10 protein-coding genes are annotated in these 13489 nt (G+C 47.3%); 3 read left to right on the top strand and 7 right to left on the bottom strand.

Annotation, left to right across the window (positions count from 1 at the left end; genetic code table 11):
- The first annotated feature begins 67 nt into the window (after window positions 1-67).
- Together E0D71_RS03625 and E0D71_RS03620 are read left to right on the top strand one after the other, a co-directional pair.
- Window positions 68-2356, top strand: a complete 2289-nt coding sequence (locus E0D71_RS03625; protein WP_243711916.1) for an ATP-binding protein — start codon at window positions 68-70, stop codon at window positions 2354-2356.
- Entirely contained in the window at window positions 2356-3717 is a 1362-nt protein-coding gene (locus E0D71_RS03620; protein ID WP_133001913.1) for a sigma-54 dependent transcriptional regulator, read from the top strand. The genes E0D71_RS03625 and E0D71_RS03620 overlap by 1 nt, the downstream gene beginning before the upstream one ends.
- Before the next feature lie 131 nt (window positions 3718-3848).
- Here E0D71_RS03620 and E0D71_RS03615 read toward each other — a convergent pair whose 3' ends face one another.
- The 3 genes from E0D71_RS03615 to ggt form a co-directional block, all read right to left on the bottom strand.
- Window positions 3849-5072, bottom strand: coding sequence for an MFS transporter (locus tag E0D71_RS03615; RefSeq protein WP_133001912.1), 1224 nt, complete (start codon window positions 5070-5072; stop codon window positions 3849-3851).
- 706 nt (window positions 5073-5778) lie between these two features.
- Entirely contained in the window at window positions 5779-6684 is a 906-nt protein-coding gene (gene folE2, locus E0D71_RS03610; protein ID WP_133001911.1) for a GTP cyclohydrolase FolE2, read from the bottom strand.
- A gap of 297 nt (window positions 6685-6981) precedes the next feature.
- Window positions 6982-8742, bottom strand: a complete 1761-nt coding sequence (gene ggt, locus E0D71_RS03605) for a gamma-glutamyltransferase (RefSeq protein ID WP_133001910.1) — start codon at window positions 8740-8742, stop codon at window positions 6982-6984.
- Window positions 8743-8993: 251 nt separating this feature from the next.
- On the opposite strand from ggt, the gene E0D71_RS03600 reads away from it, so the two are divergent.
- Window positions 8994-9296: an antibiotic biosynthesis monooxygenase gene (locus E0D71_RS03600; protein WP_133001909.1), complete on the top strand. Its 303-nt coding sequence runs from the start codon at window positions 8994-8996 to the stop codon at window positions 9294-9296.
- Window positions 9297-9314: 18 nt separating this feature from the next.
- On the opposite strand, the gene E0D71_RS03595 is transcribed toward E0D71_RS03600, so the two are convergent.
- Genes E0D71_RS03595 through E0D71_RS03580 form a run of 4 tightly spaced genes read right to left on the bottom strand, consistent with a single transcriptional unit; the run spans window position 9315 to window position 13202 of the window.
- The gene (locus E0D71_RS03595; protein ID WP_279433430.1) at window positions 9315-10157 is read right to left on the bottom strand and encodes an ABC transporter ATP-binding protein; all 843 of its coding nucleotides are present in this window, start codon (window positions 10155-10157) and stop codon (window positions 9315-9317) included.
- Between the two features lie 2 nt (window positions 10158-10159).
- Window positions 10160-11230, bottom strand: a complete 1071-nt coding sequence (locus E0D71_RS03590; protein WP_133001908.1) for an iron ABC transporter permease — start codon at window positions 11228-11230, stop codon at window positions 10160-10162.
- A 5-nt stretch (window positions 11231-11235) separates the two neighbouring features.
- Window positions 11236-12255 carry an iron ABC transporter permease gene (locus E0D71_RS03585; RefSeq protein ID WP_133001907.1) on the bottom strand — a complete coding sequence of 340 codons (1020 nt, stop codon included), beginning with the start codon at window positions 12253-12255 and terminating at the stop codon, window positions 11236-11238.
- Complete coding sequence (locus E0D71_RS03580; RefSeq protein ID WP_133001906.1) at window positions 12252-13202, bottom strand: iron-siderophore ABC transporter substrate-binding protein; 951 nt, start codon at window positions 13200-13202, stop codon at window positions 12252-12254. The genes E0D71_RS03585 and E0D71_RS03580 overlap by 4 nt, the downstream gene beginning before the upstream one ends.
- Window positions 13203-13489: the final 287 nt, after the last annotated feature.

Raw genomic sequence — 13489 nt, 5'->3', positions numbered from 1 at the left:
AGTCGATGAAATTGCAATTCGAATAAAGTAAAGATTATCAACGCATTAGCCATTTTTAGGTGCTATTTTGAACGGTAAAAAAACCATCACCCTATCTGTAATTTTCAGTATTATTCGTAAGAGATTGATCTTTTTCTGCTTTTTGATATTCGCCTTGGCACTATTGGCCATTTGGAAAGGGGGGGATGCCCTTCGTGCTCAACAAATAAAAAATTTGCACGGTGAGATGGTAGGGCAGCTAGATCAATTGGCGGGTGTTTTGGAAGGCGCCATTGTTAAATATCAAAACATGCCAACGTTATTAGCGTCTAACGATAGGGTTAAGAAAGCGTTGCGCGATGGTTCCGCTGCCGACATTAGGCAACTGGATCGCGAGTTGGAACAAATAAACCGCATCACGGAAGCCTCTGATAGTTATATTATTAATGCAAATGGGTTAACCATAGCGGCGTCTAATTACCAAAAGAAAACCAGTTTTGTTGGCAATAACTTTTCGTTCCGACCGTATTTTAAAGACGCAATGGAAGGCAAGGCTGGGCGCTATTATGCCTTGGGCACCACCTCGAACCGTCGCGGCTATTATTTCTCCTATCCTGTTTATGATGGCGCCAAGATTATCGGTGTTGCCGTTGTTAAGGTGGATTTGACGCAATTTGAAAAGCGCTTCAATAACCAAAGTTATGAATTCTTATTAATTGATCCAGATGGCATTGTGTTTAGTAGTTCTCGAGTGGATTGGCTCTATCACTTATTAGGTGAGCTGTCTTATCACGAGTTGCAGCGTATTGCTGACAGCCAACGCTACAAGGGCAAAGACATTCAAAAGTTGGCGATTGTGTATAGCAAACAACTGGATGAAAAATCGAATATTGTGGATATTCTGGAAGAGGTGAGCAGCGATCATGAGCAGCGATCGTTAGGCCGTCACTCTTATCTGCAAATGACTCGTCCGATACAGTTGCTGAATTTTCAAGTTTCCATCTTAGCGCCCCTCAAAACCATTAATGAAGAAATTGCCTTGTGGCGAGCCATTTTTGCAGGCGGTGTCACCATTACTGCCTTGTTATTTGGTTTGGCGATGTTGCGTACTCGTATGCTGCGAGAGCGCTCTGATGCGAATGAAATGGCGCGCCACAATCAGGCCTACATTCGAGAAGTGATTCAGAATACGCAGGCGGGCTTGGTTACCTTGGATTCTGCCCATCGTATTGAGTCATTCAACCCTGCGATTGAGCACTTGATGGGACAGCCCTTGTCGCCCTTGGTTGGGGAACCACTGAATAGCCTCTTTAAACCGCTCAACAAACAAGGGGAGAGCCTAAATCAGGCACAAGATGTGGTGCTGAAAACCGACGAACTAGGCGTTAAAGTGATTACCATGGAAGGCTCTCTGTGTTACTCGCAGCACAGCTCGATACCGGTTGAAATGACCTTGTGTGAAATGCAGTTGCCGAATCGTCGTAGTTATTTGGTGACTTTTCATGACATGACAGAGCGCAAACGCTACGAACAAGAAATCACTCATGCGCGTAATGCATTGGAAGAGCGGGTTCGCGAAAGAACCTTTGAGCTAGAAAATGCCAATGCGCTGTTGCGCCAAGAAATTGAAGAGCATAAGGGCACTCAGCGGGAATTGATACAAACGGCTAAGTTGGCAGTTTTAGGGCAGCTCAGTGCGGGTATTAATCATGAGCTTAACCAGCCGTTGACGGCGATTCGAGCGTTTGCGGACAATGGCTTAAAGTTTCTTGATCGAAATAATCATCAGCAAGCGTATGCGAACCTGCAGCACATTAGTCAGCTGGGTCATCATATGAGCGATATTATCGCGCGCTTTAAAGTATTTGCTCGTAAAGGGGATGTTCAGCCAGCCCCTGTTTCGGTTTCCACGGCGATTAAAGGCGCGTTGCGCATCATGGAGGCACGTTACAAAGAAGTGGGGATCGAACTTGAGCTGGCCGACCATGATGAAGACTTGATTGTGAATGGGGATATGGTGTTTCTGGAGCAAGTGTTGGTGAATTTACTGGCCAATGCGGCGGATGCCATATTGGAAAAAGAGCGAACGATTAAGCATGTGGTCATTCAGCAAAGCGCCAGTCAAGAGCAGGTTACGATTTGTGTCAAAGACTCTGGTGATGGCTTGAGTGAAGAGGCGCTTAAACATTTGTTTGAACCTTTTTTCACCTCAAAACGATCAGGCTCAGGGCTGGGACTTGGCCTCTCCATTAGCCAACGTATTGTGGAAGCGATGGGTGGGCAAATACAGGCTCAAAACCAAGCAAAAGGTGGCGCAGAATTTTGTGTTACGCTACCGCGCTATCAAGCATCTTTAAATCGAAAAGGGGAATCTTAATGCCAGACGGAAATCAAATCATTTTGATTGATGATGAGCACGCGGTGCGAATGGCCATTTCGCAAACACTGCAGCTAGAAGACTTTGATGTGGTCGAGTGTGCGAGTGCCCAAGGCGTGGTGGATCGCCTGTCGATTGATTGGTCTGGCGTTATCATTAGTGACATCAACTTACCTGGGAAAAGCGGTTTAGAGCTGTTTGAAGAGGTGAAAAAAATTGATGCGGAAATCCCCTTTATTTTGATTACCGGCCATGGCGATATCAGCATGGCTGTGAATGCGATTCGTGATGGCGCTTACGACTTCATCGCCAAGCCTTTTTCCAGTGAAGACTTCCTGGAAGTCGTGCGTCGTGCCAGTGAAAAACGTCAGCTCACATTAGAAAATCGCAATTTACGATTAGAGCTGGCCGCGCAGAACGCCCCAGGCCCTCGTATTATTGGCAACACTCCAGGTATTCACCGTCTGAGACAAGCATTACTGCATGTGGCAGACACGGGAGCAGACATCCTAGTGCAAGGGGAAACGGGCACTGGTAAAGAGCTCGTGGCGCGCTTCATTCACGAGCACAGCTCGCGTCGTCGTCATTCCTTTGTGGCGATTAACTGCGGTGCCGTGCCTGATTCTATAATGGAGTCGGAACTGTTTGGCCATGAAAAAGGCGCCTTTACCGATGCAAAAAGCCAGCGTATCGGTAAGCTTGAGCACGCCAATGGTGGTACCTTATTTTTAGATGAAATTGAAAGCATGCCGATGACCATGCAGATTCGCTTATTGCGAGTATTAGAAGAGCGTCGTTTAGAGCGTTTGGGGTCGAACACGGCGATTGATCTTGATCTGCGTATCTTAGCGGCGACCAAGGTGGACCTGAAACAGCTTTGTGACAGCGGCGCTTTTCGTGAGGACCTTTACTACCGATTGAACGTAGTGCGTGTGGACATTCCTCCTTTGCGAGAACGTACGGATGATATTCCTTTGCTGTGGCAACACTTTTGTTTGGTGGCCACGGCACAATACAAGCGAGAGTCTGAGCCGTTGTCGGCGGCGCGTATGCACAGCTTGTTGAGTTATGACTGGCCGGGCAATGTTCGTGAATTGCGTAACCTAGCAGAACGTTATGTATTGATGGGAGAAGCAGGGTCATTTGAGTTTGATGACATCATTATCAGCAATGAAAATAACCCAGGTGTGATGACGTTGCCAGAGCAAATGGAACGCTTTGAAAAAACCTTATTAGAACAAGAACTGCTGCGTCAAAAAGGCTCGATAAAGGGCACAATGGACGCATTAGGGCTGCCGCGTAAAACCCTCTACGATAAAATGCGTAAGTACGAATTAGACAAAGACATTTACAAGCTCTAGCGTCTTGGTGCTGCTTGAAAGCTGCGTTGGTGTTTGCTTAACCAGCAAACACCAACGAGAATGTGTAAAGAGTCCAACGGGCTCTGCTAGTGAACCCATTGCATAAACACTTCTACTAAGCCCCCCATTTTTTAGGCCGCTGTGGCATCCGGCACAGGAACGCGGGCGATTTGGCTTCTTAAATAAGTCGCAATGGCGATAGCAATACAAAGTAAGGAAACGACCAGCGCGACCAATCCCTGCCAACCTAGATGGGTGTACACATAGCCATTGCAATAACCAATGATGGATCCGCCTAGGTAATAGAAGAATAAATAAAGCGACGTGGCTTGGCCGCGATTGTTCCGCGCATATTTATTCACCCAGCGCAGTGAAATTGAGTGGCAACCAAAGAAACAGCCGGTAAAGATGACCACACCGACGAGTACCATAGGCAGAAAATGGGTAAGTGACAGAGTCATTCCTAATGCCATGATGAGAAAAAGACCGGTTAATACTTTTGTACCGCCAAACTTATTGGCTAAGCGGCCAGATTGTGGTGCGGTAATGACACTTAATGCGAAACAAATAGAAATTAAACCGGCGTGAGCGTGTGATAAGTTATACGGATTATGGGACACGTAAAAGGTTAAATAATTATACAAAGAAGTAAATGATCCAAAAATTATAAAACCAATCAGGTAAACAGGAACGATCATTTTATTTTTAAAATGCCCGCCTATACCATGGATCATGGTGGTTAGTTTTAATCTTGCTGTTGGTTTGAAGTTTTTAGATTCGGGCAATATCACTAAAACCAGAACAGAGATAAAAAGAAGCAGCGCTGAAAAGCCATAAAAAATGTTGGTCAATTTCGTGTAGGCAATCATCTGGCTGGCAAATACACGGCCAAACATACCCCCCATCGAATTACCAAACACGAAATAGCCAGTTACTATACTGGCCACCGCAGGCGCGACTTCTTCACTGATGTAGGCTGTTGCAGCAGAGGCAATGCCACTCAATGTTAGCCCGAGTAACCCCATCATAGCCACGAGCATTTCCCATGAGTTGGCGGTAGAGCACAAGCAGGTAATCACCGCGCCGGAGAATAAGGCGGTCACTATGAGTTTTTTGCGGCCAAAGCGGTCGGATAAACTGCCAGTAAATAATAAGCCTATGGCCAACATGGCGGTTTCAACAGAGAGAATAATACTCACATTATCGATAGGGACATGATATTGCTTTGCTAAGGCTGGCAGTAAAGGTTGAATAAAAAACAAAGACGCCAGCTCCGATAACCCGGCTAAAGCCAATGCAATCGTAATGGTGATGTAAGATTTATAATGTACTTTTTCTTTTAATTGTATAGACATTTTTCATTGCCTTATCTCAAAGTTTTGTGTTGTTTTATGTTTTTAATCTCTCTTTGTTTTTAATCTCTCTTTGTTTTTATCGCTTTTATTTTAAATGACGTTTTATAGATGTATGGCAAAGAGAATCAGAAAGTGAGGCTTTCCTTTAAAAAGAGTGAAATAAAATAAGCCACTCAATAAGTGGCTAAAAATAGTTAGGACGGTGTTCTGTCATGCCCATCACCGAGGAGTTCTAGCACCTTGATTGTCGAGCGGGGGGAACGACAAGACCCAGCCATGCAGATACGACTGAGTGAGTAGAAAGCGTAATGGATAAAGGTTGGTTTAGAGCGCTGAAGACAGCCATGAATACATCCTAATTAAAGCAACAACCTGCAACAGGCATTATTGTATTTTGGTTAAGGTAAGACCAAAAAAGCGCTGTTGGAGAGTGTGATGACGACATAACTGGATCGGCGTTGTATCTTGCGACCAGTTGCATTGTCTTTAGGCTTGTTCGCCGGCGAGTACAATCGCATATTCTTGATTGTTGCATCAAATGCAAAAAAAGAGGTTAGTTGATAAGGTTAACGAATTAATGGAGAGAGGCAAGTCGACAAATACACAGGAGTAGCGTGTAGCGCTGTCAGTGTGTTTTTTCGGATTATAAGGCGTCTATTTGTTTAAAACACAGGCGCAGCGTCAATATTTGTCGACGTGTGGAGGCTTATATTTCCATTGGATGAGACCAAGCGACCGCATTATGAGGATGCAGACTTTCTAAATGCCGAACATGAGCTTTGGGGTTAATGAAGGTGCCATGAAGTGCATGTCGAATACGCCGTACCGCGTCTTCAACAAACATCAGGTTTTGGCCATTAAGGGCCGCAAAGGCTTGCTCATCGGCTCGTTTTACCGCGGTTTGTAATGGGGTCTGCAAGGTTTTTTCTACATTATTAATCAGTGCTAGAAGAGAAAAATCAGCGCTATTCTCAGCCGCTTCAACACAGACTTCTGCTTCACTGCGTTGGCTGTGAGGTGTGGCTAAGGTGGCGTTGTCACTTAGCCATAGGGCGACCTTTTCTGGTGAAATTTGTGCGTTATCAGAGAATTCGGCTAAGAAACCTTGTTCTATTAATTGCCGTGACAGAGCGGCAGAACAAGGGCATGTTGAGGAATATTCCACGCCCACAGTGGTGTGAATTCGACACTCTTGATTGATCATATGAGCGCTAATACTGACAGGATATGATTTCCAGCCGCCGATATTTTCTGTGATTAGAGCTGGGCGATAAACCAATAAGTTGAACTGAAGTCGCAGTCGAGCGCTGTCAGTATGACAGTCTTGGTGAGTGTCTATCATGCTTTTCAATAAGGCGTTAATGCGAGCAGGGGAGAGCGCAGTCCCTTTACTCAGTGTCTCTAGTAATCTGTATAGGCGTGACATGTGAATGCCTTTTATATGAGCCGCTGGCAGGTTCACTTGTAAGTCCGCTTGCCCATGAAGCTCTTTTTTGTAATCGCCTTCAGCGATAACGATGGGCAACTCAATGCCTTCCATACCAACCCATTCTATGGGGTGCTGGTGCGCGACTAGTTCACTAATGGAAACATCAGGCAATGTTTCATTCATGGTGTGTTTTCCTTGGATTGTCTTTGTGGATGATGGTGAATGCTTTTAAAATAATGTTATAACATATCATTAATGCAAAGGAGAGCGATATCACGAATAAGCAGCATGAAGAAGAGAGTGGATTTGCGTTTCTAATGAGACGATAAGGTGAGGCGATGAGATGAGATTAGATGAGCTACGCTGCACGAGCGTGAAGCGCCAGAAAGTCATAAAAAATGCCCTTGTTGGTTTATTAACAAGGGCATTTTGAGGGGGACGCTTTGTTGATAAAAAGAGGGGCTTTCTAGACCTTAGTATTTAGTCCCCTAGCACCAGCCCTTCACGTCGTGGATCAGCACCGCCGGTGAGTTGACCGTTGCGAATTTCGATCCCTTGAACCCCAGAGTTCATGTCTTTTATCGCCACTTTATAGCCCATTGCTTCGAGTGGTTTTGCGAGCTTAGTGGCCGCTGTGCCTTTTTCTAGTTCAAAAGTACCAAAGCGATTTAAGCTGTTGGGCAAAGAAATAGCCTGTTGAATGTCCATTCCCCATTGCAGATTGGCGATTAAGGTTTTGGCCACATAGCCAATGATCTGTGAACCGCCTGGTGAACCAACCACAAGGTAAGGCTTGTCGTCTTTCATGACGATAGTCGGCGACATGGAAGAGCGTGGACGTTTCCCAGGCTCGACGCGGTTCGCAATAGGGTGACCATCTTGGTAAGACTTGAAAGAGAAATCGGTCAGCTCATTATTAAGCAAAAAGCCGTGGCTCATCAAAGTAGACCCAAATCCATGCTCAATGGTCGTCGTGACTGAAATGGCATTGCCATCTTTATCGACGATAGAGACATGGCTGGTGTTAGGGAATTCAATGGCCTGATCATCGGCTAGCGCAATAGGGTGGCGCCATGCTGGTTCTCCAGGCGCGACTGTTTTCAGTGCTTTACCAGGAGTAATCAGTTTTGCTCGCGCTTTTAAATAATCCGCATCAAGCAGACCTTCAGGCATAGGGACGTAATCTGTGTCGGCGATGTAGCGCCCCCTGTCCGCAAAAGCAAGACGAGAGGCGTCGCCAATGATTTGCCACGCTTTGGGGGAATTTGGCCCCATAGAAGCGAGGTCAAACTGATTGGTAATGCCGAGAATTTGACCCACGGTCAGGGCGCCAGAACTTGGTGGTCCCATGCCGCAGACATCGTAACCTTGGTAGGGTAAGCACACAGGCGTGCGCTCTTTTACGGTGTAACTGGCGATGTCTTTTTCAGACAAAACACCTGGATTATCTGGCACGCTGCGGACTTTTGATACGATGTCTTTGCCAATTCGACCGGTGTAAAAAGAGTCGGCTCCATAGGTGGCGAGCATTAACAGGGTTTCAGCATAAGGGGTGTTTTTAAGACGCTGTCCCGCTTGCTTGGTGGTGCCATCTGGATTGAAAAAGTAGGCTTTTGTTTGCGGGTAGCGAGCCAAACTTTGTTTGCTGTCGGCCAATGCGCCCGCCAACCGAGGCGACACGATAAAGCCATCTTGTGCGAGTGTGGCCGCAGGCTCTAATAAATCTTTCCATGGCAGCTTGCCATAGCGCTCATGCAACTCGCCTAATAATTTTACCGTGCCTGGGGTGCCGACTGAGCGCCCGCCGACAACCGCATCGTAGAACTTAAGCGGCTTGCCGTTCTTATCTTGAAACAATGCAGGGGTGGCTTCTAATGGGGCGGTTTCACGGGCATCGAAGGTGGTGAGCTTTTTCTGACTCGCATCGTAATACACGGCAAAAGCCCCGCCACCTAAACCAGATGATTGCGGTTCGACAAGGCCTAACGCCATTTGTACAGCAACGTAAGCATCGGCTGCAGAGCCTCCGGCTTTGAGTATCTCATAACCGATTTTACTCGCCACTGGGTTGGCTGTGGCAATCATAAAATGTTGTGCATGGGCGAGTTTTTGCGTTTGCAACGTGCTTGCAGCTTCAGGCGCTACCGTATCGGCGGCTTGGCCTGCTGCAAAACTGAGGCTGCTGGCTAGGCAAAGAGGTGCGGCCGTGAGTAGAGCGCGCCAAGGTAAAGGTTTGATCATTCTTTGAAGTCCTTTTGCAATATTGTGCTTGCCATAAAAACAAAAATAACGGCCTTTAGGAAGTCAAAAGCGGACATTTACACTTTTCAAAAACGTCTGACAAAAAGTGCCTTCTAGCAAACAAAATCCAGCGTGTCAGCAAAAGGTAAAGTATCGATAGATGACATTCGATAGCCATGAACGGGTTTTACTCTGCGCGAGAAAATTGCTATTGGTAGTGCATAGTATCCCCATGATTTTTAGGAGACAGTATGTACATTGCGATGAATCGTTTTCGTATTGCGCTTGGGCGCGAAGAAGAATTTACCGACATTTGGCGTAACCGAGACACGCATTTAAAAGCCGTGCCAGGGTTTAAAGAATTCCATTTATTACAAGGGCAAACGGATGAAGAATGCACCTTGTTTGCGTCTCATACCGTGTGGGAAAGCGAGCAGGCGTTCCGCGATTGGACCCAGTCTGAAGCGTTCAAAAAAGCCCACGCAAACGCCGGCTCATCAAAAGGGGTATACCTTGGTCCGCCTAAGTTCGAAGGTTTTGATATCGTTGTTTAGGCCAGTAGCGAGTGACGGTTAACCTTTCACTCGCTTTATATTGATCAAAATAGGGCTGCCTGTCATTGGGTCTTCAATCAGATCACACTCAATACCATAAAGCTCGCGTACTAATGCTTGGGTCATTACCTCTTTAGGTGGGCCTTGCGTGATGATTTTGCCGTCTTTCATGGCAATGATATGGTCAGCATAGCGGCAAGCGCTGGGCAGATCATGAACCACCATCGCAATGGTTTTACCCTCTTGAGATAAATGTCTGATTAATTCAAACACTTCAATTTGATGGCCTAAATCGAGTGCTGATGTGGGCTCGTCTAATAGCAACAAAGGTGTTTCTTGGGCGATGGACATGGCGATCCAAGCGCGTTGTCTTTGTCCACCTGACAAGGTGTCTAGCTGTCGGTCTTTTAAATCATGCAGATCAGCGGCATCTAATGCATAGTCAATGGCTTGTTTGTCATCCATCGCCCACTGTTTCATCATGCTTTGATGAGGGTGACGACCAAAACGGATAAGTTCAGACACACTGATGCCGTCGGGTGCTGAGGTGTCTTGCGGTAACAGGGCTAAATATCGAGCGACGACTTTAGAAGGCACTCGATGGATATTACTGTTGTTGAGCAATACTTCTCCGCCGCTTGGCATGTGCACACGAGATAACCCATTAAGTAGTGTTGATTTACCGCAGCCATTGGGGCCCACAATAGCGGTCACCTTACCGGCGGGTAAGGTCACATCTAGGTGATCAATAATATGGGTTTTACCATGCTTAAGGGTCAGGTCATTTGCGCTTAGCGTGGTGTTTGTGGAATCACTCTGCTGCAGTGCCAGCTTGTGGTTATGGGGCATAGTAGAAGCCATGATTAGTTCCTTGGAGAGCGACGGACAAGTATCCAGATTAAATAAGGGGCGCCAACAATAGAGGTGACAATGCCAACCGGCAGTTCAATCGGAGACAATAAGGTTCGGCCAACTAAGTCAGCCAGTACCATAATAAAGGCCCCTGCTAAGGCCGAGCCGATTAACGGAATTCCTCGATAACCAGACATAGCGCGCGCCAACTCCGGCCCAACCAGAGCGACCAGCCCAACCGGTCCAGCGACGGCGACGGCTAATCCTGTGAGTAATACCGATATACTCAATGCCGCCACGCGGATCTTTTTGATTTGTTCGCCAAGTCCGGTAATGACTTGATCGGAAAAAGGCAATAGAGCAAAGCGCCGAGACAGCGCAAGGCAAGCAATTAAACTGAGTAGCAGTCCAGCCCCTAACAAATACACCATATCGGTAGCGCGTGCGTTAAGGCTACCCACAGTCCAAGGGTAGGCCGCATTGGCCGTGTCCACATTGACTTGGCTGAGCATCAGCTGGGTAATAGAGCCGGCAATCGCCCCAATGCCAATACCGGCGACGATAAACCGATAGCCTCGGGTACCGCTGCCACCAGACAAACCAAATGCTAACGCAGTGGCCGTTGCCGCACCGACGAGCGCCATGCCTGAAGGGGCCATTGAAACGCCAGTGCTCACAATAGAAGACACAGCAAACGCCATGGCAGCGTTGTCTATGCCAATAATACCAGGTGTGGCCAATCGGTTACGGGCGAGAGTTTGCATTAAACAGCCCGCTAAGCTGAAAGCTGCACCGGTAAAAATAGCCGCCAATAAACGCTCCATACGAAGGCTTTTGATGATGAATTGATTCAATTCAGAGCCTTGACCGAATAACGCTTCCAGCACATGCCATGGTGACATGATCAAGCTTCCCATGCCCAAAAAGGCAATGCTAACGGCGGCGAGCATCAACAATAAGAGAATGTTTCGACGAACGGCTCTGTGTTCAATGAGCAGGCTATTTTGAGCGCCAAAGGTCAGCGCAGAATGGCCCTCAAGCGAGGCGGCTGATGACGTTTCTTCTACCTTGTGTGTTTTCATAGTTATCATAATGTTGGGAGGCGGCGAGCCCTGACAATGGCCAATAGAACTGGGGCGCCCACAATGGCTGTGAGAACACCTAGAGGCATTTCAGCAGGTTGGGCGATGAGACGCGATAAGGTGTCTGCGTTGATCACCACCATAGGGCCAATAGGCAAACAAAGCCATAAAGTGCGGCGAATATCGGGGCCGATTAAGGCACGAGCGGCAAACGGCACCACCAAGCCGACAAAGGCAACCGGCCCAGCCACCGCCACGGCAGCACCAACCAATAACGCCACGCAGACGATAACGATCAAACGGATGCGACCAGGGTTATGTCCAAGGCCAATGGCGACTTTTTCACCTAACGCTAATGAGGACAATGGGCGGGCTACATACACTGTGCCCATCACGGCAATAAACATCGAAGGCAGCACGGCGGTTAATTGGTCTAACCCGCGGCCAGCCACACTGCCAGTTACCCAAAAGCGAATTTCATCGGCGGCTCTTTGATCATAAAGTAGCAGCAGCGAAGTCAGGGCAACCAATAAGCTCGATAACGCAGCACCGGCTAAAACCAAACGAATAGGGTCTCTATTTTGCCCTTGCATGCGCGCTGCGGTAATCACACAAAAGCAGCCAACGAGCGCACCGATTTGAGCAATGCTGACCGTAAGGGTCGCGGCACTGGCGCCCATGACGAGTGCCAAGGCGACCGCAAACGTACTGCCTGCGCTCACGCCCAGTAAGCCAGGTTCGGCAAGAGGGTTACGTGCTACCGCTTGCATAAGCGCGCCGGCAACACCTAAGGACAGACCCACAAATAAGCCCACCAAGGTACGTGGAAGCCGCAGCTCGGTGACCACAAAATAGGCCTCGGAGCTGCCTTGATTAAACAATACTTGAAGCGCTTCAAATGGGCCGATTGAGCCTGCGCCATAGAGCAAGCTTAAGAAACACGAAAGTGCCAGCAGAAAAACGGCTGGCACTAGTGCGCTTAACAAAGAGCGTTGAGCGGGTATTCGATTAAACCAAGGGATCATTCAGGGTAAGACACCTTAGTATCAAGCATTTTTTGAATGTCGTCTAGAATCACGCTAGCGGCAATCGGGCCTGAACCACTGGTCCAAACTTGGCCATCAACGGGGATTACATGGTCTTTTTTCACCACGTTTAAGCGTTCAAAAGCAGGGGACTTTTTCGCGGCATCTAATGACTTTTGACCTTCTAGGTTCATAGTCGCAAGAAACACCCATTCGCTATCAATGCTAGATAGGTTTTCTAAGCTTAGCGCGCTGCTATGAGGGCTGCCTTGTTTCACAATGCCACCATCATTTACATTGAAGCCAGTGTTCGCCAATACTTCGGTAGAGAAGATTTTAGTCGACATCACCATGGCGCCTTGAGGCATCCAACGAATTAATGACACGTTGCGTTTTTCTTTAGGAATTTTCACTTCGACGACATTTTTAATGTCGGCTTCACGGTCATGGATACGACCAATCACAGCTTCGCCTTGTGCTGTCTTGTTGAGCGCTTTGGCAAACAGGCGAGTTTCACTTTCCCACGACGGGAAGCTATGAGGTTTGGATTTTGGCACTATCGTTGGTGCAATTTTTGATAGGATTTTATATTGCTCTGGCGACAAGCGAGAAGACGCTAGGATCAGATCTGGGTGTTGCGCAGCGACCGCTTCAAGGTTTGTTTCACGGGTTGTGCCAACGATTTTAAGACCTTTTGTACGGTCACCTAGGTAAGTAGAGACAGTATCGCTGCCACGCGTAGTGATGGCACCAACAGGGTTAACGCCCAACGCGTAACTGATGTCTAGCGCGCCTTCGTATAAGGTAACAACGCGTTTTACATTGTTATCTACTTTTACATCACCGTATTTAGTGCTAACAATATGGTCGGCTGCTAGCGCGCCCATTGCGGCGGTTAGACCGGCAGTAAGTAGTGCTGCATGGCGAAATGATCGAGCTGAAAACATCAAAGACTCCTTTAGGGATGTGAGTAGATAAAGTGTACTCTTGAGCGAATCGCTCTGGTCGCTATCAAGCTGTAAAGAAGACGACAATTCTTTACCAGTGTAAAACTGGTTGCGAATGTTAACGCTTCTCATTTGTTTTTTAAACAAAGAGTGTATCAATTAACGAATTCAAATCTGCAACGCAACGTTTTACAAAAAGAGATAGCTTGTGAAAAGATGGGGGATTAGCGATTGCCGTTTAGGTGCGGTTATTCGCTCATAAGTGGAAAAGGGGTTGGCGAATCTAG

Source organism: Marinomonas sp. KMM3893, assembly GCF_004352855.1.
Lineage (GTDB): Bacteria > Pseudomonadota > Gammaproteobacteria > Pseudomonadales > Marinomonadaceae > Marinomonas > Marinomonas arenicola.
The sequence above is the reverse complement of the archived record's forward strand: the minus strand, read 5'-3'. Positions and strand labels throughout refer to the sequence as shown.